Source organism: Nitratireductor indicus C115, from assembly GCF_000300515.1.
Lineage (GTDB): Bacteria > Pseudomonadota > Alphaproteobacteria > Rhizobiales > Rhizobiaceae > Nitratireductor > Nitratireductor indicus.
Genome location: NZ_AMSI01000007.1, coordinates 115972 through 141593 on the forward strand (window position 1 = coordinate 115972; position 25622 = coordinate 141593).

At 60.5% G+C, this 25622-nt stretch carries 12 protein-coding genes; 2 read left to right on the forward strand and 10 right to left on the reverse strand.

Annotated elements, in window-relative coordinates; genetic code table 11:
- The first annotated feature begins 10 nt into the window (after positions 1 to 10).
- Together argF and arcC are read left to right on the forward strand one after the other, a co-directional pair.
- Positions 11 to 1012, forward strand: coding sequence for an ornithine carbamoyltransferase (gene argF, locus NA8A_RS11795; RefSeq protein WP_009450513.1), 1002 nt, complete (start codon positions 11 to 13; stop codon positions 1010 to 1012).
- 1 nt (position 1013) lies between these two features.
- Positions 1014 to 1940 carry a carbamate kinase gene (gene arcC, locus NA8A_RS11800; RefSeq protein WP_040672458.1) on the forward strand — a complete coding sequence of 309 codons (927 nt, stop codon included), beginning with the start codon at positions 1014 to 1016 and terminating at the stop codon, positions 1938 to 1940.
- Here the strand turns inward: arcC and NA8A_RS11805 are convergent.
- The 10 genes from NA8A_RS11805 to NA8A_RS11850 form a co-directional block, all read right to left on the reverse strand.
- A complete protein-coding gene (locus NA8A_RS11805; RefSeq protein WP_009450515.1) occupies positions 1924 to 4482 on the reverse strand; it encodes a DEAD/DEAH box helicase family protein in 2559 nt (852 codons plus the stop codon). The two genes, arcC and NA8A_RS11805, sit on opposite strands and share 17 nt — an antisense overlap.
- Positions 4482 to 6284: a phospholipase D-like domain-containing protein gene (locus tag NA8A_RS11810; protein WP_009450516.1), complete on the reverse strand. Its 1803-nt coding sequence runs from the start codon at positions 6282 to 6284 to the stop codon at positions 4482 to 4484. Before NA8A_RS11810 ends, NA8A_RS11805 begins: the two co-directional genes overlap by 1 nt.
- Positions 6284 to 7498 (reverse strand): hypothetical protein, encoded by a 1215-nt coding sequence (locus NA8A_RS11815; RefSeq protein ID WP_009450517.1) that lies wholly within the window; start codon positions 7496 to 7498, stop codon positions 6284 to 6286. The genes NA8A_RS11810 and NA8A_RS11815 overlap by 1 nt, the downstream gene beginning before the upstream one ends.
- Entirely contained in the window at positions 7498 to 10698 is a 3201-nt protein-coding gene (locus tag NA8A_RS11820) for a UvrD-helicase domain-containing protein (protein WP_009450518.1), read from the reverse strand. The genes NA8A_RS11815 and NA8A_RS11820 overlap by 1 nt, the downstream gene beginning before the upstream one ends.
- 2 nt (positions 10699 to 10700) lie before the next feature.
- The gene (locus tag NA8A_RS11825; protein ID WP_009450519.1) at positions 10701 to 13247 is read right to left on the reverse strand and encodes a PD-(D/E)XK nuclease family protein; all 2547 of its coding nucleotides are present in this window, start codon (positions 13245 to 13247) and stop codon (positions 10701 to 10703) included.
- A 124-nt stretch (positions 13248 to 13371) separates the two neighbouring features.
- A complete protein-coding gene (gene brxL, locus NA8A_RS11830; protein WP_009450520.1) occupies positions 13372 to 15453 on the reverse strand; it encodes a BREX system Lon protease-like protein BrxL in 2082 nt (693 codons plus the stop codon).
- 7 nt (positions 15454 to 15460) lie between these two features.
- On the reverse strand, positions 15461 to 17968 hold the full coding sequence (gene pglZ / locus NA8A_RS11835; RefSeq protein WP_009450521.1) for a BREX-1 system phosphatase PglZ type A: 2508 nt from the start codon (positions 17966 to 17968) through the stop codon (positions 15461 to 15463).
- Entirely contained in the window at positions 17961 to 21476 is a 3516-nt protein-coding gene (pglX, locus tag NA8A_RS11840; protein WP_009450522.1) for a BREX-1 system adenine-specific DNA-methyltransferase PglX, read from the reverse strand. The genes pglZ and pglX overlap by 8 nt, the downstream gene beginning before the upstream one ends.
- Entirely contained in the window at positions 21476 to 25015 is a 3540-nt protein-coding gene (gene brxC, locus NA8A_RS11845) for a BREX system P-loop protein BrxC (RefSeq protein ID WP_009450523.1), read from the reverse strand. The genes pglX and brxC overlap by 1 nt, the downstream gene beginning before the upstream one ends.
- Positions 25016 to 25018: 3 nt before the next feature.
- Positions 25019 to 25621 carry a DUF1788 domain-containing protein gene (locus NA8A_RS11850; RefSeq protein WP_009450524.1) on the reverse strand — a complete coding sequence of 201 codons (603 nt, stop codon included), beginning with the start codon at positions 25619 to 25621 and terminating at the stop codon, positions 25019 to 25021.
- Position 25622: the final 1 nt, after the last annotated feature.

Here is a 25622-nt window from a genome sequence, read left to right on the forward strand (position 1 = left end):
GAGGTCTATCATGCCCGTTAACCTGAGAGGTCGCAGTGTCCTGAAGCTGCTCGATTTCACGCCGGACGAGATCCGTTTCCTGCTCAAACTGTCAGCTTCGCTCAAGCAGGCGAAATATGGCGGCTACGAGGAGCAACGCCTGAAAGGCAAGAACGTCGCGCTGATCTTCGAGAAGGATTCGACGCGCACACGCACGGGTTTCGAGGTGGCCGCCTATGACCAGGGCGCCCACGTTACCTATCTCGGGCCAACCGGCACCCAGATCGGCAAGAAGGAGTCGATGAAGGATACCGCCCGCGTTCTCGGGCGGATGTATGACGGCATCGAGTATCGCGGCTTCGGACAGGAACAGGCGGAAACCTTGGCGGCCTATGCCGGCGTTCCGGTCTACAACGGACTGACCGACGAGTTCCATCCGACGCAGATTCTCGCCGATTTCCTGACCATGCGGGAATACACGCGCAAGCACCTGTCCCAGGTAAGTTTCGCCTTCCTCGGTGACGCCGGAAACAACATGGGCAACTCGCTGCTGGCAGGCGCCGCGCAGATCGGCATGGATGTGCGCCTCGGCGCGCCGAAAGCCTGCTGGCCTGAGGACCATTTGGTGCGTCAGTGCCAGGAGATCGCAGCCAGGACCGGTGCGAAGATCGCCCTGACCGAAGATCCTTACGAGGCCGTCAACGGCTGCGATTTCGTCTACACCGATGTGTGGGTGTCAATGGGGGAGCCGGACTCGGTCTGGAAGGAACGCATTGAACTGCTCACACCCTATCGTGTCACCGCTGGCATCATGGCGGCGACGGGCAATCCGCATGCGAAATTCATGCACTGCCTGCCCGCGTTCCACAATCGCGAGACCGAGGTCGGCGAGAAGATCTTCCAGCAATACGGCATCGACAGCATGGAAGTGACCGAAGAGGTCTTCGAGTCCGAAGCGTCCATCGTCTTCGACCAGGCGGAAAACCGAATGCACACGATCAAGGCCCTGCTGGTCGCAACCTTGGGGTCGTGACATGAGGGTCGTGATAGCACTGGGCGGTAATGCGCTCCTCAAGCGCGGCGAGCCAATGACGGCCGATGCGCAACGCACCAACGTTCGCAAGGCGGCCGCAGCGATGGCCGATCTGGCGCGCGACCATGACATCGTGGTCGCCCATGGAAACGGACCACAGGTCGGTCTCCTCGCCTTGCAGGCGGCGGCCTACAAAGACGTCGACCCCTATCCGCTCGATGTCCTGGGTGCAGAGAGCGTCGGCATGATCGGCTATCTGGTCGAGCAGGAGCTGACCAATGCGATGCCTGCGGGTTCAAGGATCGCGACACTGCTGACCCAGATCGAGGTGGACCGGGACGATCCCGCCTTCGCTCGCGCGGAAAAGCCGATAGGTCCGGTCTACACGCAGAACGAGGCGCTAAAGGCGAAAGAGGCATATGGCTGGCCGATGGTAGAAGAAGCGCAGGGCCGCTGGCGCCGGGTCGTCCCGTCACCACTACCTCAGCATATTACCCAGATCGAGACGATCAGGCTCCTTGTGGAGGCTGGCGTCACTGTCATCTGCGCCGGCGGTGGAGGTATCCCGGTCATGCGCGAAGCCGATGGGACGCTTCGGGGACTGGAAGCGGTGATCGACAAGGACAAAGCAGCCGGGCTTCTCGCCAGGGCGCTCGGGGCCGACGCTTTCCTGATGCTGACCGACGTGGACGCCGTTTATGAGGGGTGGGGAACGGTGGATAGGCGGCCGATCCGCAAAGTAACGCCTGCCGAATTGACCAGCGATATGTTCGCGGCCGGGTCCATGCGACCGAAAGTCGAAGCGGCGTGCGATTTTGCGAACGCGGGCGGGATTGCTGGAATAGGCCGGCTTGAAGATGCGCGCGGGATTCTAGAAGGGCGGCAAGGCACGTTGGTGACGCTTCAGGCGATCAATCCAGCGAGCTGATATCGCAAGCTGAGAGCGGCGGCGAAAAATCCGGCACTGCGCGCCGAACGCGGTCAGCGCAGGTTCGTTTGTCATCTATCACCTCTGACCGACCTGGAACGGGACGCAGGACATCGCCATGCAACTGCGCCCTCAGTTCCAGCCAACGCGCCTTGAGAACCTGCCAGTTGTGATCGTCGTATGTGCCACTGACGACAACAGGGTGAACCCGAATGCGGGGCGGGAGACCATCACCATGATCCCTCCATTTCCGCCATTCGCGAAGCCAAAGACTGTTCTTGCGATCCACACGCCCAATCTGCTGCTCGACAATGCCGGGATTCCACTCCGCGTGCAGTAGAATCACTGTGCGACAGGCCTCATGCAGATTCAGGCCCTCACGCCCGACGCGGGATTGCGCGAGTAGCACCATCGGCCAACTGGACGACCGGTTGAATGCAGATTGCAGCATACGCCGCGTTTGCGGTGCGGTTGCGCCTGACATCATCCTGGCGAAGTTGCCCTCGCGCCCGGAATAATCGTTCAGCCAGGCATCCAGCCTGGCTTTCTGCGTATCGTTGTTCTCTGCTTCATCATCCCCGGCAAGCTCCATGAGCAGTTTTTCGAACAGCCCGAGCATTTCCCGCCCCGTCCAGGAAGCGCCCGCAACTTCCCGCCTGCCACCAAGTGCCTCGAGCAATGCCCCGAATTGAAGGTCTTGTTTGCCGTCCTCATGGCGCAGAATCTCTGACAGAAATGCAGCAGCTCCTCCCTCCAGCGCAAGGTCTTCCAACTCCCGATGAAGCCGTGCGAGTTCAGCCCGGCGCTCGCTCGCCCACTCCTGATAGCGGGTTTTCAACATCACATCGATTTCGTCGACCCCACCCGCCACCGCAAGATCAGGATCCCTCATCGCCGCAATGACGGCTGCTATATTGCTTTCCCCGATCCCACTGGCAGGCCAGTGCTGTCCGTCTCGCAAACGACGCAGCATCTCACGCGCGTCCAGCAGTCTGGTCAGCACATTCATCGGCGTCAGGAACCTGCCGAAGACGAGCACTTTCTCGCCGGCCCGTGTATAGGCCTCGATTTGTCTCACAGCCGCCAGGATCGCAGGGTGGCTATAGATGTCGTTGCTCTCAGCGGTGAAAGCTTCCGTCCAAAACCCCGCCGGACCAACGAGTTTTGCATCTGTCATGCCAGAAGGGCTGTCTTCCTCATCCTCTCCAAAGCCGAACCCATACCCCTGGGCAACGGCGAGCCTGACCCGTTTCACACGCGGATCATCCTGAGGGAGTAACGACAGCGCCTCAGCCGCACAAAAGCGGCGCAACCAGTCACGGGTAAAACCCTCTGCCTCCGGTGAAACCGGGATATCGGTGACCTCACGATAATCACCATGACTGTCTTTGAAGACGCAGAATTCGGGGTCACTGCGTTTGTCCCGGCGCAGGACGTATGGTCGCAATGCTGCGCAGAACTGCCGGGCGGAGGTCTCGAATTCCCCGGTCAGCGTCTCGTCCAGTTCTTCGGTTTGAATCCGACGAACAACATCCACATAGCCGGTGATCCATTCCGTCAGCGCTGCGAGCGCAGTCATATCCTGATTGCCATCGCGACCATTGAGCCGCTCCAGCGTGTCGATCCACTGGCTGGAGTCCAGCTCGACCGGGGTTGCGGTCATGCCCAGACGAAAAGGATCATCCGCTTCCCAGCTTACCGGGCCGAGAATGCGCGAAAGGCTTGAATCTGCGCCGCGCGCCTTGTGGGCTTCGTCAACGACTATGAGATCAAACTGACCCAGGCCATAGCCGATCAGCGGCAGGATCCTGTTCTTGTAATCGTCCGCCGAAAGCCATTTCTGATCGCCGTTAATGGCATCGCGCGGCAGTTCGTGGTCCAGAATCGTTTGGGCAATGTGCCGCGCCGCACGGCGACTGGCATATACATAGCCCACCTCACCCGAATGGAAATTTTCGCGCATGAAGTTGCGCCGTCGGCCGTCAATCAGGCGGGCGACGTTGGGTAAGAGTTCCCGGCGCCAGCCTCCAGCGGGGCCTTCTCCACGATTGGGAAACTGCATGTTCGCGAAGGAATGAGAGATCATTATGATCTCTTCGGCGGCCCAGCCGTTCTCCGGCAACTCACGCTGCTTGCGGCGATCCGAAAGCCACTCCTTATGGCTGTGTATCCGTCTTGCGCTCCCCTCCGCATCGGTATCGTGCAAGAAACCGGAGATGAAACCATCATAGCTGCGCAGCGGCAGCAATGTCTTGTCGTCGGCGTTGAACCGTTTCAGTTCCTGTTGCCATTGTGCCCCAAGGCCCGCGGGCAGAACAATGGCGCTGCGCCCGCCCGCCTCCCGCACCGCTGCGATCAGTGCCGCCGCAATGCGGGTCTTGCCCATACCCACCTCATCAGCCAGCAGGGCCGAGCGTTGGCCCGCCCGGATACGGCACGCTAGTTCTGTGACACTCGCCTTCTGGCCATGATCTAGCAGGGTATCATCAGACGTCCCTGCGATACGATCCAGAATGCTCGCGACCTCGTTCCAGTCCACCATCACGCGGCCTCCCGTTCCCAGAGCGATGGGTAAGCGCTGAGCTCCCACGCGACGGACACTGCCAAAAGCGTATCTCTCAATAGGTCTGGCGAAACCCCTTCCGGGCGCATACGCGGATCTGCTAGAGCAGGCAGAGGATTTGCCCTAGCCTTCCGGAAGAACTCGAGCATCGTTTTTTCGCGAGACGCGATAGCGCAAAGGTTCTGTTGCAACTCCCGACACCACCTTTGCCAGTCCCGCGGGTCCAACCTTGCCTGTGTCTCACAAAGACGCACCAGAAGTTCCATCATCCTGCGAATGGGATAGGCAGCTGGCGGAGCTTCGGTGGTATCTGAGGCGTCGGTGAGCGGCTCTTCGCCTTCCTCACCCTCATCTTCGCTGTCAGCATCACCTGGCTCGGGAAATGAGCCAAGGCTGGCAAGGATATCTTCGACCGACATATCGGAGGGGCGAGCGACAACAAGTGCTTCGGAAGAAATGACAGGCAGCCGCCAGCCGCCCTCCGCGAGTGTCACAATCGCTGGAGCCGGTGCAGGCCATGGACAAGGTGTCTGGGCCTGAGCCGCATCGACACCAATCACCATCACCGATTTATCTTCGGGGGCCGAGAGCACCCCGTCTTGCCATATAAGCCACGCAACTGGCGGCTGGGTTTCTGGCTCATCGGGGCGCACAAAGCCTTCCCCTTGCTGCAGGGCCTCGGGCGTCACCACATCAGTGAACTGGATCGGCAAAACAGCGGCGATACCGTTCCGCGTGTCTCTGCGTCGCGGCCATTTCAGCCCCCCCGGCAGATCGACGATCACACCTGCCTCAAGGTTTCCCCCGGCGCTTGCGGCACGCTCAAACCCGTTCATGCTCAGATTGCCGGATCCAAGATAAGCCCGTCCCGAGGCCTCGGTCTCGCCCGACGCCAGCACCACAAATTTTGCATGCAGGCACCCATCAGTTCCATGCAAGACAGAGCGCGGAGGGCGCAAGTTCCAGCCTGCGTCAATCAAGGCACCGGCCCGGGCAGCAAGCCCCTGACAGGAGGACGGGTTGAGAAACAGGTCAAGAGCCGCTGTTTTCGTCAGGGATTTCTCCTGCACCAATGCGCGGCGCAGTCGCTCTGGCAGGCCAGCAGCACCATCGCCGTCGCTCTCGAAATAGCCAGACCCGAGGATGAGACGGTCGGCCTTCTTCTTCGTACCCAGGCGCTCGACCACCTGAGGAAACAGCGCCTGATTGCGGCTGTCGATGAAGCGGGGACGCGCGGATGACGTGGGCAAGGCTGTGATCGCGGCCTCCAGCAAGGCGTCTGGCCGGTGCCCGTCAAAACTGCGTTCGATCAGGGCGCAATCTGCCCGCTCGCGCAGCCAGCCAAACATCTCATGCGCGGCGCGGATATCGGCTATGTCCTGTGCGTCAGGCACAGCAGAGTCCAGATCGATCGACCAGAACAGGTCGATGCTGCGAGTAAGCGGATCCTGTGTCCAGTTCCCCGTGCTGACAGCGAGGCGAATGACATAGCCATCTCCGCCGCGCTTGCGAAAACCCAGAAGCGCCACCTTGGCATGGAGAAGGTTGTAGCCGCGTCCCACGAGGCGCATCCACATCCAGGCAAGTCCCGGAACGTCCGAGATCGCATTCACGGTTGGATGGATGAAGGCGGCCAGCACCGGGCGCGCCATCTCGCCTGTGAATGTTCGGCGGATCTGCCCCAGGACCTGCCGCGTCGCGGTGAAGCCGCACATAAGGCCAAAGTCGCCATAACAATCTTCGGGCGGCATGAAGAGGGAGTAGAGCGTCGTGTTCTGCATCAGACGGCCTCCGATCCCGCGTCACGGCTGCCCGGGTTCACCTTTCCGGACAGCTCCGTCACCAGACAATGAAGATTGTGCAGCCGGAAAAGCTGCGGCGCGAAGGCCTCGTCCTGAGGAGGCCGATTCTCGTCCTGGGTCTCCGAGCTGCCCCGCAACTCGCCCGCAGCCGGCCCGAGAACAATGTGGCCTTCGCACTGACAAATTACGGTAGAATCGCGCTCGGCCAGCCTCTGGATCAGCTGCTGATCGGACAGATTTCGGATTTCCGCGATCAATCTGCGGCTAGTCTCCTCATTGCCCTGATCGACAAGCGCGCCTTTTGCCGAGGCCAGATCTCGCAATTGTTTCAGCGGCTCGACGGCGACTTCGGCTGCCTCCGCTTCTGAAAGGCGCACAGGCTGATTATCGTCGCGAAGCTTCAGCAGGTGCTGTTCCAACTGGTCCAACACCGTCAACGCGGCATCGCGAATATCCATAAAAGCCGCTCCGGCGCGCAGATCTGACCAGTGATCCGGCGCAACCCCCGCCAATGCGGTTTCCTGGTCCAAATGCGTGGAACTGGGGCCAGTGCCGAGGCGCGCCAGATCCCGGCGCCGGGTCGAGCCGGGATCATTTCCGTCGAGCAATCGGGCAAGGATCAGTTTACGCACCGCTTCCGGGACAGCCCCAACCGGGGAAAGCACTGCCAGGGCCTCCTTCAGGCCATGTGGCTGTCTGCCATGCGCCCAGGCACCAAGCAAACGGCGCGGTTCTTTCATCGCATTCAGCTCCAACAGCTCTCTGCCAGCGCTATGTATGCGGAACGCGCCGTAGCGGCTGCCCTGCACGAACCCGAGTGCGACCAGAGGCTGCACCATCGCCATGCGGATCGGCTGAACCACATAAGTTCCGCGACGCCTTAGATTGTGGAAACTGCTATCCTTCAAGCCCTGCATCTTCCTCGCCCCTCGCACGCGGCGATCCTGCGGGCCCGCGATGACTTCAAGCATGACGCGCGCTTCGACCGCGTTGCCGACAGGCAGTGCTGGCACACCAAGTTCCTCGGCGATAGAGATCGCCAGAACCGACCAAAGGATGGGCATGGGAAACCACATGCCGCCGATTCCGGGGACCGCCCGATCATTGAAATGACGAACCGCCGCCGCAAGCCCGAGGTTCTGCTGGCGCCGTTGCGAAACCACGGTATCGGGCGCAAGTATTCCCCAAGTCATCAGTTAACTCTGGCCTGTGCGAAAGCTCCCGCTGACGCGCCCTCATCTGCCAGTTCCAGCCAGCCGTGATCGACCCAGAACACCGCCACGCCCTGCAGCGGATGCTGCGGGTATAGTCCGGCCAACAGTCCGACATAGCTGGAAAGCTGTGGCCAATAGGGGCCAAACCCGTCACCAACGCCGCCGGATTTATGGTCGATCAGCATTGCGCCTGCCGGGCCGATGGCGAGAAGGTCGAGGGCACCGGGGATCTCTGCACCTTCGGGCGTGTGGCCAAGCACCGGAATCTCGGCACGCAGATCCGTATAGCCCTGATCGGCAAGCCAGGCTTTCAGCGCCGTGGCGCGCTCGGCCACTAGCGCAAGAGTGGCGTCGTCAAGCCCGGTCGCGAGAGCCAAAGCCGGGGCCAGATCGGGCCGGGTCAGGTATGTGCGCAGCGCCAGATGCAGTGCTGTGCCGCGGTAGGCATCGTTCAGTGCCTTTGGCCAGGGTGCTCCGATGTTGATACGGCGGGACACGGGCGGCACCCCCGCACTACGGGTTTGCGAGGGCTGTAGCCGCCAGGGCGTCAGCGGTGTCACGGGCAACGGCGCAGCAGCACCGAATCGCAGCGCTGAGGCTGTCGCACCGCCTGGGTACTCGGTAAATCCCGCCTCTTCAGGCAGTTGCGTGATCCGCGCCGGGCAATCCACGCCATTGATGCGGAGGCTGCCCACCCCGATCTGCGGCGCGCAAGTATCGGACAGGATATGAAACAGGTTCATAGCCTCGGGCGCGTCTTCTTCGCGGTCCTTCAGAAAACCCGGCCATTCCAGCACCAGCCGGTCACGGGCACGGGTCAGGGCGACATAGAGAAGGTTTTTCGCATTGGCTTCAAAATCGGCGCGACGGTCTTCGATAAAACGGCGGGTCGCCTCGGGCGCGGCAAAGCCAGGCGTGTGGATCAGGCTCGCGGACCCTAGCACCACCGCCATATCGTCGATGCGGTCCAAGGCATCGAAACGGGTCGCAGTGGTCCCCGCACGTTCCTCGATACCATAGTCGAACTCTGCGACGACAGTGATCGGCCATTCCCGCCCTTTGGAGGCATGCCAGGTGACGATCTCCACGGCCTCGGCGCTGTTGGCGGAAGGATCGGGATGACGGTCGAAATCGCGCTCGCCTCCACGGGCGTCGAGCCAGCCGAGAAAGACCTTGGCAGTCTCGCCGTGGAACCCCGAGGCGGATTTGAGATCGCGATGCGCGGCTTCGAACTCACCCGCCTCAGCCTCTAGCCGCATAAGATCGGCGCGGGATTGGGCGGCGTCAGGCTGACGTTCGGCCCAGAGGCGCAGGCCGGCGGCATCCAACACCAGATCAAGGGCCGCACCCACCGGCAGGCGGGCCAAAAGGTTCGACAGAGCGGCGAGCCGCATCAGCACCGGGTCATCCACCAACCGCCCTTCCATTTGGGCGGATAGCGCCTCCTGCAAGGACAGTGGGTCCGGGCCAAGCGTGCGCAAGAGTAGCCCAGCATGGATATCCGCCGGATTGGCGGCAAAGGCCAGCGCGGCGCGGGCGGCAACAATCACCGGACTTTTCGCCCAGCCATCCTCGGCGATCCGCACCGGAACGCCGCGCGCGCGCAGTTCCTCGGCATAGCGGGCGGCGGTGGTGTGGCGACAGACCAACAGCGCGATATCCGAGGGCCGAGCCGGTCGGGCGGCCTTCGTGTGGCGGTCGGTGATAGTCTCAGTATCAGTCAGGATACGGGCGATGCGCTCGGCGATGTGTTCTGGGGGCTGCGAATACTTTTGTGAGCGCCGTCCCTGCGTAGCGTTCAGCACCTCGATCGCGGGACCTGCGACCGCATCGCGGGTCGGCACCAGCGGGTTATAGGCCTGCCCAAAGAGGCCAGCCCCCATCGCATTGACGAATTGCATGATGGCTGGGGTCGAGCGCCAGTTGCGGTCCAAAGGCTGGGTCGCATCGGGATTTGCCGCCGCCAGCGCTGTCGATAGGCGCGGATCGGCGCCCTGAAACCCCATGATCGACTGTTTGACATCGCCCACCAGCAGTGTGCGCGGCGCGTGCTGGCCCAGCTGCCACAAAAGCGCGAATTGCACGGGGTTGGTGTCCTGGAATTCGTCGATGATGACGCAGTCGATCTCGTCCAGCACCGCTTGCCGCACGGCGAGGTCGGTGCGGAGCAGGTGCTCAGCCCCGGTGATCATGTCAGCAAAGTCGATCAGGCCGAGCGCCTTCTTGCGGGTCTCATAGGCCGCCATCACCTCTTGCGCGCAGGCGATTAGGCAGGACAGGTGCAGCTTAGCATCGGCCAGCGGGCCGGGATGGCAGGGCAGCACATCCGCCGCCGCCATGATCGCCGTGGCAAGGTCGTCATATCCCGCAGGCGTCTTGCTGGAGCGGTTAGAGATGAACAGGCTGCGCAGATCGTTCCAGACCTGCCAATCCCGATCCAGAAGATCGGGCGCGCGATCAACACGTTTGAAAAGCGCGAGGTTTTTCTCCAGCTTCTCGACATTGGTTTTGGCGGTGATCCCGGCCATGCCTCCCTCGGGAAAGGCTGCGATCATGACCTGCACGGCCGTCTGCAACGCGGTGGTCGCGGCGATAGGGTCATCCAGAACCGGCCCGTAAACCGCATCCAGCCGCGTCAGTGCCGGAGCGATCAGGCCAGCGTCACGCCCCTTGTCCCCAAGGCCGCGCAAGAGGTCGATCATCGATAGCACCCGGGCGCGCAAACTGTCTTCGACCGTCTCGCCCTTCACGAAGTTCGGGGCGTAACCGAACCGCTCGGGCGCGGCCTTGATCGGGTCCAGCGCCTTGGCATGTGCCAGTGCCTGACGGATCAGCAGATCCCGCTCGGCATCGCCCAGATGGCGCGGCTGCGGCGAGGCGCCAGCCGCCAGAGCATGTTCGGTCAAAAGCCGCAGGCCCAGTCCATGTATGGTCGAGACATAGGCGCGCTCGACCGCCATCGCCTCGGCGACCAGTCCATCGGCCAGAAGGCCGGCACGGATCCTTTCGCGCAACTCGCCAGCCGCGGCCTCGGTAAAGGTGACGGCAAGGATACGTTCGGGCCGGACAATGCCGCGTTTCACCCAATCGGACAGCTGGGTCTTGATGCGGTGGGTCTTGCCCGCGCCGGCACCCGCGGGAACGATGACCAGACCTTGATCTGCATTGACGGGGGCCATGGTCATTCCTCCTCGAGCGTGCGGATGAAGGCGGTGACCAGGGCCGAGCCATCGGTCAGCGCATAGGGGGTGAAGCCGGCTTCTTTCTTGAAGAAGGCCGCATCCTCAGAGGTGTTCAGCACGACCCGGCCTGCACCAAGTTCGGCCAAGCGTTCCGCCAGCTTGGCTACCGCCCCTGCATTCACCGCATCGCCCATGTCGCGAGCGGGCGAGCCCTCGGGCAAGACCAGACCCGAAGTCAGCAACCCGCCATCATTCATCAGGTGATAGGCGACCGCCACCTTGCGGCCGATCAGCGGGTCCATGCCGTCACCCTCGCGCCGCATGGGCCGCGCTATCATATCGGCGTAAAGCCCTGCCTGCAGATCCCAGCCCGCCTCCATCCGCTGCCGTCGGCCCTTGGTGCCGCTTTTCTTGTGATCGATGATCAAGAGCGCACCATCAGGCAGTTCAAGGATCGCGTCGGCCTTGCCATGCAGATTGATGCCATGCGCCTCACCGGCCAGCCAGATTTCATTGCCGATGATCTTGGCATTGAGCGCCAGCAAGTGGTCGCGCCAGCGCAGGGCCGCCGCCATGATCTCACGCTCCAAACCGCGGCGCTCCATCTCCCATGACGGGCTGCGCAGATAGCCCGCATGACGGGTGAGCGCGCGGTCATAGGCCTCGGGGATCAGTTCTGCCAGCGCCTCGGTTTCCGGGAACGGCTGATCCTTCAGGAAGACATGCTCAAAGACATCATGGGCGATATTGCCCCTTGCCATCACGTCGAGTTCTTCGGTCGACCAAGACATATCCTCGGCCCCAACCTCAGCCAGAAGCCAGGCGAGCGGGCTGACAAGCAGCGTCTCGAGCCGTGAGGGCGATTGCGGTTTGGCGGTGCCGTCATCGCGCCGACGAAGGGACAGAAGGTCATGCCCCGGGAAAGCAAGCTCCTCAGGCAATTCCGCGGGTTCCGGCACCGGCATCAGATGGTGATACGCAATCGGCCATTCCGCAGGGCTCTGACGCGACAGATCGGTGATCAGATCGCTGGCATCCTCAACGCCCGCCACCGCCCGCGCCACCAGCGACAACCCGGCCGAAGGTTGCAAGCGCCCGCCCGCCAGATCGCGCCATGGGATGAGGAAGGTGACGCTGCCGGAAACCGCCTGAAGCTGTTGATCAAGTAACGCGAGGCTTTGCGCCAGCCCCTCGGCCCGACCGCGAAGATGAACGCCGGTTCCCGCGTGTATCGCAGCGATCTCGCTGTCAAGAAACAGCGGATTGGCACGCGGGCGAGTCGGGTAAAGCCCGTCGGTGAAATCGCTGACGATCAGATGGCGGCATGGGCGCCACGGGCTTTCATGCGCGGACCAGAGGCTGACGCCTTCAAGATTGCGGTCGGGGTCCGCAACCATGGGCGGCGCGATCTGAATGCCACGCAGGATTATCTCCCAATCCGGCGTGCCTTCGCCGGGGGGGACAGTCAGCCGCGCGCGGACCTGATCGCCTTTTCCGATCCGCTCGCAGATCCGGTCCAGCAGGAATCGCAGCTGCGGCAAGCTGCCGGCCGAGGCGCGGATATCGTCCCACAGTTCCTTATGTGCGGGCGTGTCCGTGAGGATGGCGCCTCGGAAATCGCCACCCATGAGGCTTTCGGCAAGATCGCGCCCGGTCTGTGCCGCCCAGGGCATCAAGGGAGAAAGCGCGAGGCTCGCCAAGACCATAGCCGGAGTTGGCGGTCGCTTGGCCAGCGCCAGATGTAGCGCGGTCTCGCCAATGACATCTCGCTCGGGTAATTGGCCCGGAAGGCCCGAGAGCGGCACTCCCTGGGCTGAGAAAGCGCGCGCGATCTGGCGCAGATCATCGCCCGACAGCACGGCAATTTCACAGGCCGAAACGCCGGACTCAATCAGCGCCCGGGCTTGGGCGGCGGCGAAATCGGCGCAGGCGGCAGGATCGCGCAGACCATAGAACGCGAGGCTGTCATCCAGAACCCCGGCCTCGATATCCTGTGCCGAAACACCGCCCTGCAGCGCGTGCAGGCAGCTGCCGATTGCGGCCCGGGGCGTATAGGCGCTTGCGGGAACAGTGCCGAACTCGTCCCGCAACCGGGCAAAAAGCGCCTGCAGCGCCGCAGGAGCTAGAGGATCCAGCGAACCTTCAACCACCGGCAACGAGCCCAGGAACGCCCCATGCGGCAGGGCCAACACATGGGAAATCGGTGCCAGCCCCTCTGGCAGCGCATCCCCCAACCTTTGCCACAACGCGACCAGCGCCAAGAGATGCCGCTTGGCGCGACTGTCTGGCAGGTGATCGACATTCGGCACCTTCAGATCCGGCGTGGCCAGCACAAGATCCGTCAGCGCGGCAGTCACCGCCGAGATCGTCTCGACAGGCGCATTGGCAAGACTTTCGGCCCAGACCGGGTCAGGCGTCTCGGCAATGGCACGCCCCGGCGCCCATTCGGCAGAAATGGGGGCAAGGGACAATTCGGCAAGACCGGTATCGGTTAGGCGGTATTGCAGGCCGGAGCGCGGATCAATGACGAGGAAGGGGTAGTGCATGAATGGCCTGCAATCTGCTGATCAGGAAAACTGTAACGAGGATGAGGGCTTGGGAATCGAGGTCGACTTCTCGCTTCCCGCCGAGCGCGTAGCCGGACCTGCGCGGCCAACACGACCGACGAAGCTAAAGGTTCTCGACATAAGTCACGTAGAAACCACGGACCATCCGGTGCTCCTGCATCCGTTCTCCGAGCGAGAAACCGTTCATCTTGCGAGGCGTTGGCTGGAAAATATCCAATCCGCGATCCAGAACCATCTTCCAGCCGGTATCCGTCGTGATGTCGCGTGCATGGAGAGTGCCGCTCCCATCAAAGGCCCATGTGAAATCGACGCCCGTGCCTGTGCAGGCTTCAGCAATCCCGTCCAGGCACTCTCGCTGCTCCTGGATGTTGCCATCGTCCGGAGCCGTGACAAGATGCACCGCAACCTGGTCTTCGGGTTGCTTGCGCCTGATCAGCATTTCGATCAGTTCCATCACGTTGCGCGCCTGATGATACTTCCGGATGTACGGGTCGGTGATGATGATCCGTGTCGCCCCATCCGTCCACGGACCAAAGATCTTGTCGAAGCTGATGCCTTTGCGGTTTTCCGTGAAAACGACATGTCCAGGCTTTGGTACGAACGCAGGGGTAACGATATCAGCAGGTGCGTCAGAGGCGGCCGGTGTTGAGGACGGCTGCGCCGGGATCGGCGTGATCTCGGGTTGATCCTTACTGCCATCCCCATCTCTGGCAGATCGGCGATGGTAGAACTGAGGAAACTCCTCTTCCTCTAGGGTGGAGACAGCGCGCTTTGCGCCATCCGAGGTGATGTAATGGAAGTCCGCTTCCTCGAAGGTGCTGTCGATCCGCAGGAGCTGGTCTTTCACCCGCTTGCGGCATTCAATCGCAAACCGCAGCAACTCTTCAACTTCGGCTTCTGTCTCGCCACCATTCGGGAAGATCAGCTTCAAAAGGCCTGACATGGTCTTGTTGATCGCTGCGCGGTCCCGGATATGGGTCTGAACTGGGACGGTAAAATAGCGATCCGGCCGGTGTGAGAAGTCCTCGGCACGCAGATGGCGCAGGATTTCGGCGAGATAATCAACAATGAACCCATAGCCAGATGTGAACATCTCACCCCGGATGATGTCGACCTCCCATCCGGGCAAATAGGCATGCAATCGATCAATAAAGGCGCTGTCGTGGAACTGCGGCGGCAGAGCTTCGAAGAGGTCGGTATTTTTCAGCATCCAAGGCACGTTATGGTCCGTGTTGCCGACAAAGGCGAAGCTGGCCTCGGCGCCCATCGGATTTACACCACGAGAGAACTGCTTGTTCGCCATGTAGTTCTTCATGATATCTACGAGCGCCTTGTTGGCCGTCTTCTCGCGGCCGGCAAATTCGTCAAAGGCCACGACATCCCAAAAGCCGACCAATCCGATCCGGCCATTGGAATTGTTCACGAAAAGCTTGGGAACCGTGATTTCACCGCCCGAGATCAGCTGACCATGTGGTGAAAATTCGGAATAAATATGAGATTTTCCTGTCCCCTTGGGACCAAGCTCGATGAGGTTGTAGTTGCGCTCAACAAATGGGACCAGGCGCAACAGTTGCAAAAGTTTTGACCGGCGCCCGAACAGTGACGGGTCAAAGCCGATGCTCTGCATCAGCAGATCGATCCATTCCTCAGTGGTGAACTTGTCCCGCGTCTCGCGATAGCCGTCATAGTCCACACGGGCGATCTGGATCGGCTTCAACGTGTCGATGATCCAGGGGGAGATCCGGCTGTCTTCCGAAAATTCGTACTGCACATCGGCGATGCACCAAATACCCGTAACCAGCAGTTTCGGGTGCGCCTTTACCGTGGCGCTGTCGATGGCAACCCGCTTGATACCGAGGTTCTCAAAGACCGCCTCATAGGCATCGGTCTTTTCATTCAGCGCCACGCTGACCTGATCGATGACCTTGTAGCGGCCACGCTCCTTGATCGTCGACTGGACTAGCCCCGCTTCCGAGCGATGGACATAATGTTTGCGCAGGATGTCCTTGACCGTCTCGATGCCTGTCGCGATCGAGGCTTCGTCGTCGGTGGCGCAATATTGGCCAAGCAGATATTCAAGAACATAGGTCGGGACGATGGCATTGCCCTTCACCGCCTTCACCAGGTCCTTGCGAACCACGAAACCGGCAAAATGCTCGTTGATCTTGTCATCAAGGGTCGACATCGGCACCTCAGAAATCGAAATCTGTGCTGATCCCGCGCTTCAGCATCAGGGGCTGCGACGCGTGATCTTCGAAATGACGGGTCTTGCCGATGCGCGTTTGCAGCTTCAGGAAGACTGTCTGATTGTTGTAGGTGTCTGCGGCCCGCGACAGCAGGAAGCTGTGCGACTGCTCGCGTTCGCGCGGGTTCTCGGATGCGAAATCAAACTCCAGCTCGGCTTCGTCAGAGATGAGCGTTCCATCGGCGGCAAAGATCGCAGCATGCACCTGTCGAGGCTGCTGCTTCTCGGTAACGGGCTCTGCCTGATAGAAGGTGACCTGAATCTGGCCCGTGGTGATCTGGGCACGAGCTGGCGGAATGATCTGCACCGACACTTGCCCGACATCCTCCTTGCGCTGCTTGCCGACTCGCAGAACCGGCAGGACAATCTCCTGCAGGCTCGCACCGCCATGGACAAAGCGGCTGCCTGATCCTTTCACGCGCAGACGGTTGATCGAGTTCGGGATCAGGATGTCCTGATCACCGCCCAGCCCAAGCTGCGTGGCTGTGAACTTCTTCATGCCACCGCTGCTGCTGAGGCCCCGTCCGATCACATAGCGCCGGTTGCGCGTAACGATGTCTCCTTCCGGCTCGCTCAGCGCGAAGCCGCTCTCTTCCAAAGCCTTGTGCTGCCACAGGAAGCCATGGTCGGCAGTGATCAGGATGTTCGAGAAATTGGCCGAGGTCAGCTTACGCACCAGCTTCACCAGATCCTCGATGGCGGTCTCTGCGGCCGCAGGAACATTTTCCTCGGTGGCGAGCTTGTCGCCAATCGCGTCGATCTGATTGTGGTAGAGATAGAGGATATCATGATCCCGGAAGAGGTCCTTGCCCTCTGATGAGCCGAGATTCATGAAATCCTTCGCCGCCAGAACCTTCACCCGGTCCCCTGCGCGGCCAGCGGCCAGCGCCTTTTCGCGGGCGGCAGCGCCCATGGTGCTTTCACCGTCCAGCAGCACCAGATCATTGTCATCGCGGATCGCCAGTTGCCGATGCGGCAAAAGCGCCGCCATGCCAAGCTGGGTATAGCTGGGCAAAGCCCCGACCATCGGCTTCAGTTCGGCGTCGAAGCGGTTCAGCTTGCGGATCTCGCGCAGCGCCTCTTCGGCCACCTCATAGCGCAGCGCGTCCGAGATGATGACGACGACTTTCTGGTCCTTGCGGCGGAACTCCGCCGCCTGTTCCCGATAGAAATCCATCTGGCGCGGAAAGCCCGGAACCGCCCAGTCCGTCAGGCGCGATACCTGATCCTGCCAGGCATCGTTCAGCTTCAACACGAAATTCGTGGTATAGCGGTTCTCGACTGCTTCATAGAGCGCGGACAACAGCCCCGACTGCCCGCTTTTCTGCATGTGATAGATGAACTTGCGATAGAGCTGGTCCAGCCGGAACCAGCTTGCGGAATAGCGTTTTACCCCGTCTGACACGCTGGTCATGGTCAGGTCCGCTTCGGCCAGCGCCTGCTGGAACTCAGTCGCAAAGCCGATGGCCTGATAGACGTCCTCGTAACGGCCAAACCAATGGCTCTGGCGGCGGTCGCGCACCCATTTCAGCACATCTGTTCCTGCCAGGCTCTGCTGCGCCAGCCCTTCAACCAGGGCGACGACGATCCGCCGGTCCACTTCTTCGAAATGGTCATGCGGGATCAGCTTGCGGAAATCGCGGGACGCCAGATCGTCCCTGATCTTCAGTACATCCTGATAGTTGCCCGACAGAGTCTCGAATGCCTCACCCCATCGGCGCGAGGCGCTCCAGCGGCGGAACATCAGCGCGGCATCGCTGTTCAGCCGCCCTTCCTCTCCCATCGCGCGCGCCCAGGCGCTGGAAAACAGCGTGATGGCGAAATCCTGAAAATCCGGCTCGGCAGCCGTATAGCCATAGCGCGCGGAAACCTCTTTCCAGAAGAAGTCCGTCAGACCGGCCCGGTCCATCAGGCGCAGCGCATCATCATGGCCATCGGCGAGCTCCGCCAGCAACGCCTCGATCACCGTATCCAGATCGCCATCCGCACCGGCGCAGACGGCCAGCATCTTGCGGCGGACATCATTGGCGCTTTGCGACGGGCGCTCGCGCTCCATTAGCCGCAGCGCATCCAGCCGTTTGCCCGAACGGTAGAAATCGGCATGGTCGCGCACGGCGGCTTCGTATTTTGCCGGAATGCCCAGATCGGCCACCCAGATTGCCGCCTGATCGGCGCGGAAGACGGCACTGGCCAGTTGCACATCCAGCAGCCAGTTCTCAGGCATCGGCGGCTCGGGGCCGTCCTTGTAGAGCAGGAACCGCCCCTTCGGCTCCTGCCGCAGCATGCGGTATTTCAAGCCGAATTCGTTGTTGGCGATCTCCACCTTTGTCACGCCGGGCAGGTCAACCGCATCGAACGCCCCGCGGAGATCACGGGCGGCGTCATACCAGAAGACAATGCGGTGCCCCTGATCCTCGTAGAGCCGCATCAGGCCGGAGGTGATGCGGTCAGTCATCCGCAGCCTCCAGCCCCTTGATCGGCTTTAGCGCGCCGGCGAACAGCGGATAGTTGCGCTTCACGCCGTCATCCAGATCGATGGCGATCTTCTGCTGCGCCATCGGATAGACGACATCGCGTTCCCATTCGGTCAGCTCGGCGATCTGCTTGATGACCGTGGCGGTTTCCTTCTGCGCCCTTGTTTGCTGGGCGGGCGTAGCGGCGGGATCGACGGCCAGCTTTTCCAGCCGGGCGCGCTCGACTTCCAGCTTGTGGATGAATTCGCGAACATATTGGTTCAGCACGACCGAGACCGTGTCGGGCCGATAGCGATGCATATAGATCAGTGCGTTGAAGCTGCCCCTGGGGCTGGAGAACATCCAGTAGATCGGGCGCTTTTTATAGCGGCGGACGTGATAGTCGAAGAAGTCCTTGGTGAACCATTTGCGCAGATCCTTGCCGAGCGCAGATTCGATGAAGGCGAGGTTTTCACGAAACTTCGCCTCGCCAAAGGTCACGCGCAGGAAATCACGGGTGCGGGTGACGATGTCATCGGCGAACCAGTCGGCATCCAGCACCGGGATAACATTGTCGCGGTCGGGGGCGAAGCTGGGCTCGGGCACACGGGCCAGATACTCCTCGATCCCCTCGCCCTGATTGGCAAGGATCAGGCCGGGCGCGTCGAGGCTGTAGCGCCCGAACATGCAGCCCACGGCAAAATGGAGGAATTCGGCCACCGTATCCTGCAAGAGCCGCGCCTCGCGTTCTTCTTCCGCGCCTTTCACGCCATAGCGATAGGCCGGGTTGCAGGTGAGGGTGATTTCCTCGACCGGCACTTCGGGCGTGAGTTCGTCCTGCAGGCCATAGGCGTCGATGAAGATGCGGTTGTTCTCCTGTTCCAGCTGCTGCATCTCATCCGTCATACCCTGCCAATGGACCCGGAGATTGGCGTAGCTAGCCGCCAGTGTCTCTTCCCGGTGATCGGGCGACAGCAATGGAAGCGTGGTAAAATCCCACGACGTTTCATAGGCGTCCCAGTCGGATTTCGTTAGATTGATGCAGCTTATCGCATTAGCGCTCGTCGAAGCTGAGTCAGCGACCTCGATCGGAATTACTGGAAATTTCGCAACATCCCCGGGCTGTAGCGATACAGTTGGATTAATTTGATACAGAATACTGACGAAAATCTTCGTATTTAGTAGAGCAGCAAGGTATTGCTGCATGATGTCAGAGACAAAAATGCAGGCCCCCTTGTTGTCGAAGAGGAATCCATTGCCGAAGTAACGAAAACCAATATCGTTTGTCGAAATTGTTGACCACGTAAGGCCGGGTGAGAAATAGCTTCTCTCGTTGGCAATTACCGAGTGCGGAATTGCCTTTATTTCACATCCATTTTTATACCAATTTACTACTGAATCATTTTGCCCAAACCAACGGCGAGATCCGCCGCCTTTGTTATAAGGTGCCCACTTCTTATTATCTGCGTTAAATTTTTCGGCGCTTTCATAATCTAGACCTAGGGAATCTTTGGAAATTTCTGGCCAAAGCCGAACGAATTTTTCGTTATCTGTAGTGGTATTTCCTTGGCGTGGAACACTGATTGATCGGAGAGCTTCGAAGCTACCAAAAGCGTCTCGCACCCCTTTGCTCAACCAGTATGCGATTGGTGACCCAGGGACACCGACAAGCTCTTTTTGTGAGATATGGAAGAGGCAGTCGGTCGATCTACCATCGGCTACACCTAACAAAATTTCTTGTTTTTCAGCCTCATTTCGACCTCCTACCGCACGGATGAATGCCCCTGCATAATTGTCCTTGCTTCCATTTCGACAGACGAAGGCAGTGGTCGACACGACGGCGCCACTAATGGTATCAAAAGCGCGTTCTCCAAGATGTGCCATAGTAAGAATGGTGCCCTTGGAGAGAATGGTAGCCCTCAACTTTTCGAACGAAGACAGGAACATCCAAGACTGCATGTTGATCATGGCCATGTAGCCGCTTTTCATGCATGCAGCCAACGAACGCTCCATGAAAAGTGCAAAGAGATCCGTTCGGCTATCTGGATAGGTTTTGTCTGTCCATTTCTTGAGAACAGGGTTCATGTTGCGCGCGCCCATATACGGCGGGTTCGCAACCACTACGTGATAGTTCGGCGACAACACCTCGGCCATGCGTAGCACTGCCACGACCCGTTCCTGCACCTCCTTCAGCAGGAGGTCTGAACCAAAATCCCGCGCCTCGACCACTCGCAGCGTCTCGGCCGGGTCGCGCAGTTTCGGCACGATCAGCGACCCGAAGTTCTTGGCCTGCTCGAACTGTCCCAGCGTTTCGCGCAGTTCATCGGTGAACAAATCCTTGCCCACCACGGCGGCCACGTCCTGCATCTCGGCAGGGGTGAAGCGCACATCCTGCAGCACGACGATGTCGGGTTTCGCCTCCATCCGCAGGAACCGCCGCCGTCCCAGCATTGCCGCGGCCTTCATCGACAACGCGAACGCCGCCAGCGCCCCGGCGCGGTCGTCAATCTCAATCCCTGTCAGGTTATGCTTCAGGATCAGGCCAGGAATCTCGGCCGCGTCATGGCCTTCCTCGGCATAGATTTCATAGAGCAGGTCAAAGGCGTAGGTCAGCATATGGCCTGAGCCGCAGGCCGGATCGCAGATGCGAATATTCTCGGGCCGAGTGATCTTCAGGAAATCCGTCTCGGGCTCCTCCGGCGCGATGTAATAATCCATCTTCGCCGCCAGCTTCGATTGCGGGCGGTTCAGCAGCCACAACCGCCCCAACGAGTTTTCCACCAGATAGCGGACGATCCAGTGCGGGGTGAAGAGCTGCGTCGCGGCGGGAATGTTTTCCGCCGTAATCTTCTGGTTCTTCTTCAGGCCCGCAAAGACCTGATCCTTCTTCTCGCTGATGTAGAACTGGTAAAGCCAGCCGATGATCTCGACATCCTGGCAGGCCTCTTCCGTCATCACCTCGCGCAGGCGTGCAAGGATGCTGTCCGGCGACAGGAGATCATCGGGCATCAGCAGTTCGGTATAATCCTCGGCCCGGTCGAGCATATCGGCGCGCTCGAACATATAGGGCATCGCGCCGTGCCATTCGTTGCAGGCATGGATCACCAGCAACCGATAGGCCTCCGCCTGCCCGTCATGGGCGGGACGGGTGCCGTTCAGATATTCGGCAATCTCCGGCCGTGCACGATCCGGCAGGTTGCCGGCCATCGCCTCGGCCAGAATTTCAGGCCGGGTCGCGCCATCGGCGGGCGACACCACGCGCGGGTTGGTCAGGCCGGTCGCGTCCATGAAGCGCAGCGCGGTGAAGCGGTTGAACCATGTATAGGCTGCTTGCTCGATCACCTGCTGGCGGTTGCTGTTGGCGGCGGCTTCCAGTCTGGCGACTGCCTTGGGATGCTCCCGGCGACCCGCCGCTCCTTCGGCCAGCACCATATCCAGCCGGGCGGTAACCTGATCGATCAACAGGTTGCGCGCGCTTTGGGCAAATTTCTTCAGGGCGTTGGTATCCATCAGACAATCACTTTCTTGCCCGCACCGATCTCGGCCAGCAGGGTCTTTTTCATCGCATCAAGATAGCGGGTCACATCGTCCGCATCTTCGAGATAGGCTTTCCCGATAGAGACGGTGATCGACTGGGCGTTGACATATTGGGGCTTTGCCGGCGCCGGCGGCACATAGGGCGCTGGCTGAGGTTCGGCTACGCCACCGGCAGGCTGCGGCTGTGGTGCAGCAGCGGGAGCCGGTGCAGGCGTCAGTTCGGCGATCCGAGTCAGCGTGTTAGCCAGAAGGTTGGACCGCGCCTCGGCTGCAAGATTGCGCAAGGCCGGGATCAGGCTCTGTGCGGCAAGGCCGGATTTCCGCGTGGCAAGCCCGTCGCGGATACGCGTCTGCTGTTCCGGCGGCAGCGCACGGAATTCGGAAGTCTGGGCGATTTTATCCGCCACCTCGTCAATCGCCGTGATGACGGCGTTGCGCTCAGCCAGAACCGTTTGTTCGATGCGTTCCTTCAGGGCGTAGAAATCCGCCTTCAGTTCCTGAATGGCATTGCCCTTGAAGCAGTGCGGATCGGCCAGCGCCTGACGCAGCTTGTCGGCCGCAGAATCTCCGGCATAGGCAAGGTTCTGGTCCTGCGCGGCAAGGAAAGCGCGCACCTCATCGTAGATGCCCTTCTGCGGCCCGGACATGAAGCTGCGGACCTTGTCGAGGATATCTTCCTTCGCATCGAGAAGCTGGTCTTCATGGCCCACCGGGCCGGTAATGAACCAGGTCGCCGATTGATCGCGCATGTTGTCAAGTAAGGTCCGCAGCGGATCGAGAGCCGCGACGAAAGGATAGCCCGTCGCCTGCCGACCGAGCGTTTCCAGTTCGCTGGTCAGCTTGCGCAGCTGCGCCTGCCACTCCGCCCCCAGACTGCGGGCGTCATTGCCCGAGGCGGGCAGATCGAACAGTTCCTGAAACAGCTCGCGCGATTTGCGGATCTGGGCGGCGGTGAACTCGATCTGCGGGGAGAGCAGGATATTGCCAAGGGCATGGCTATTGCGCAGCTGCTGCACCAATGCATCGCCCTCCAGCAAAGCGCTGTCGGACCGGGCTTCCAGCTTGCCGCGCGCAACAAGGCTTGCGGTCAGGCAAAGCACCGCGATGGTAGGCCAGCCATAGGGTTTTGCGCCGAACTTCTCGACCAGAGCCTTGGCCGACACCCGCGTCCCAAGACGCATCTGGGCCTGTGCATGGTTGAACACATCCTGCTCGGCTTCGGTCAGGCCACTGCCTTCGCCGCCGAAAAGCCCGCCATCGACGCGGCCCGCGCGGCCAAGATCAGCTTCGGTGTATGTGGCGCCGCGCAGCACGGGCAGGCTGGTGTAGACCTTGTCCACCAGGACCTGGAATCCCTTGACCAGCCGCTCTTGTGGGTCTTCCCCGCCGATTTCCAGCTCGGTCCCCCGCACGAACAGCCGCGCATCTGCGATCAGGCTGCGCAGGCGTTGGACCAGTTCCGTTTCACGTCGCGTATTCTGATCGCGCTTTTCCGCAATGATGCGATCGCGGCCGGGCTGGGCATCGCCACTGGTGACCTGACGGGCAAATTTTACGGTCTGCAGCCAGAGGACAAGATCGCGCGTGAAGCGCACGTCCCGCCCCAGCAGAACCACCATTTCATCGCTCGCCATGCTGTTGGAGCGGACCACATCCGGCGCGTCGGAATCATCGCTGAAGGGCGAGATGATGTTTACCGACAGCTCATACTCCCGGTTCAGGCTGTGCCCATCGAGCTTGCGGGTAAACGCATAATCGATGCCCGTGCCGGCATGCTTGATCTTGCCGTGACGGAGGATCGTTCCAAACGCCAGTTCATCGAGCTGTCGTTCGATCTCGGCGGGGTCAACCGCAATTGCCTTGATCTCGGCCTCGACGTCCTTTTCCTCATTGGTGAGGAATTCGTAGACCTCACCATTGCGCTGAATCAGCGTCTGGCGCTCCAGCAGCGATAAAGCCTCTTCGATATTGCGGCGCTGCTCGGTCTGGTCCGCCTCGAACCGGGACAATAGCAGGATCGCAATGTTGCGGGCGGTCGGCTTGAATTCCTTGACGTATTTGACAAGGAACAGCGCCTTCAGCACTCGCACGGCAAAATCGTCGCCAAGGTTTCTTTCAGCCAGTTGGATCGACTGCTGAACCGAGGATTTGAGGGCGGTGCGGATGCCTTCAAACATCAGATCAAAGGTCGCCAGGCCTCCGACCGGCGCATCGGCCAGCTTTTTGGCCACCTCCTGAAACACGCCCAGCATGGAGCGTTCACCGACCGAGCTGTGCTTGCCCTCGAACGCGTTATGCTGGGAGAGGCCCATGATCGCACGCTGAAACAGGTCGTACTGGTAGTTCGGGAACGGGTAGCTTGCGACGAACTGTTCTTTTCCGGAGAAATTCCTGAACTTGAAGGAATTGTCGCCAAAGTCGAACAGCGTGCGCAGGTTATTCTCCTCGGCATCGTACAGATTGCCAAGGGTGATCTGGCCCGCTTCGGTCTTGGCTAGCAGACGGCGCTGGATGACCTCGGCCACGTCCTGGGAGTTCAGCGGCATCCGGTTGGCGAAGCGCGCCTGAATTTTCGAGAAGTCATTCTCTTGTTGCGCCGTCAGATCTCCGATGACGGAACCCATGTCCTGCTGCGCGGTGACAACAATCCACGCCTGCCCCTTGCATTTGGTGTTCAGGCTTTCGGCAATGGTCTGCAGGTTCGTCATGAGCTTGACGTTGTCGGCGATATACTGCCCCACTTCGTCGACGAAGAAGTTCAGCCGGAATTTTGGACCCTGCGCATCGATCCAGGCTTTCACCATATTGGCGAAATCCTCGATCGAGACCTTTGTGTCCTTGCGGTACTGGCCAAGAACATCCTTGACCTCATCACCGGTAACCTGTGCGAAGGCTGAAGCAATATGCTTGCCTTCCATCAGAGCCTGTTCGCGCCCCCGCTCCCAAGGCTTACCAGAGGCCTGAGCAAAGGCCTCCTTGAAGGCCTCCAGCTTGCCGCGACTGTCCAGATCTCGCTCGAACTGCGCGATATGCGGGAGCTTGCCATAATAGCCGCACATCTCGTCAAAGACCTTCTGGAAGACGGCGAGCAGCGCATCGACATCCGTCTTCGAGATCACATCCGCCTTCTGGTCAATATTGAACAAGACAGACCAGGAGGGAATCGACACAGCCTTACGCAGCGCGCCGGCCAGCATCGGATTGCCCTCGAGCTTGCGCTCAAAGATTTCGACGGGGCGCTGCCCCTCGACCTCAGCATTTTCCAGCAGAAGGGCGAGCATCTTCAGGAGGTGTGATTTACCCGACCCGAAGAAGCCGGAAATCCACACGCCATTCGCGGTGTCGTAGTTGTTGTAGGCGTCGAGGAATTGCTCCAGCCGGGCGCCGATCTCATTGGTGATGACATATTCATCGAGCTCGGTCAGGAGGCTGGCCTTATCGTCGGCCTTGATGACACCATCGATCGAACGGTCGACCGGCTTGGCGAAGATATCACGTAGTAGAGTAGCCATCGGTCAGACCTCGTAATTCATGATATTGAATGCACGATAATATTTGTCGTCTTGAAGCAAGCCGAACAATTCCAGCGAAGCTCCCGTCGCCAACGCATGCGTATATTTTCCCGGAAAGAATAGAACCGTCGGCCGATCCTTTGCGGTGCTTTGCAGGTTGTTGAGCACGTTATGAGACCGCAGGTAGGGGTAAACTTCGCCGACGCCCGACAGGAAGATCACATCATGCGGGGTCTCTTTAATGCGCCGCGCGATCTCGGGAATCAGATGGTCCTGCGGATCCAGAACACCCTGCAGGAGCTCCTTGAGTTCCGCCTTTTCCGTCTCGGCTTCGACCTCGAGAATCTGCTCAAGGATCCCTCTATCCTCCAATATTCCGAGTGAAAGGTCATAGAGGTCGATATCGAGCACGCGTACGCCAGCATGCCCCAGCCGGGCGATCAGATCCTCGCGGTCTTCGCCGAGGCTGAGCCCGTCCTCTGCATCAAAAGCGCAGATGAAAAATGGAACCTCGTTACCCAGCCCCCGCTTCTGCAGGAACCGCTCACTGGAAATCACCTTGAACAGGTGCTCGGCGCGCGCGCGCCGATCCGTCTTTGTACCCACA

Coding starts and splice junctions, on each gene's coding strand:
- argF (WP_009450513.1), top strand. CDS start 11: ATGCCCGTTAACCTGAGAGGTCGCAGTGTCCTGAAGCTGCTCGATTTC.
- arcC (WP_040672458.1), top strand. CDS start 1,014: ATGAGGGTCGTGATAGCACTGGGCGGTAATGCGCTCCTCAAGCGCGGC.
- NA8A_RS11805 (WP_009450515.1), bottom strand. CDS start 4,482: ATGGTGGACTGGAACGAGGTCGCGAGCATTCTGGATCGTATCGCAGGG.
- NA8A_RS11810 (WP_009450516.1), bottom strand. CDS start 6,284: ATGCAGAACACGACGCTCTACTCCCTCTTCATGCCGCCCGAAGATTGT.
- NA8A_RS11815 (WP_009450517.1), bottom strand. CDS start 7,498: ATGACTTGGGGAATACTTGCGCCCGATACCGTGGTTTCGCAACGGCGC.
- NA8A_RS11820 (WP_009450518.1), bottom strand. CDS start 10,698: ATGGCCCCCGTCAATGCAGATCAAGGTCTGGTCATCGTTCCCGCGGGT.
- NA8A_RS11825 (WP_009450519.1), bottom strand. CDS start 13,247: ATGCACTACCCCTTCCTCGTCATTGATCCGCGCTCCGGCCTGCAATAC.
- brxL (WP_009450520.1), bottom strand. CDS start 15,453: ATGTCGACCCTTGATGACAAGATCAACGAGCATTTTGCCGGTTTCGTG.
- pglZ (WP_009450521.1), bottom strand. CDS start 17,968: ATGACTGACCGCATCACCTCCGGCCTGATGCGGCTCTACGAGGATCAG.
- pglX (WP_009450522.1), bottom strand. CDS start 21,476: ATGGATACCAACGCCCTGAAGAAATTTGCCCAAAGCGCGCGCAACCTG.
- brxC (WP_009450523.1), bottom strand. CDS start 25,015: ATGGCTACTCTACTACGTGATATCTTCGCCAAGCCGGTCGACCGTTCG.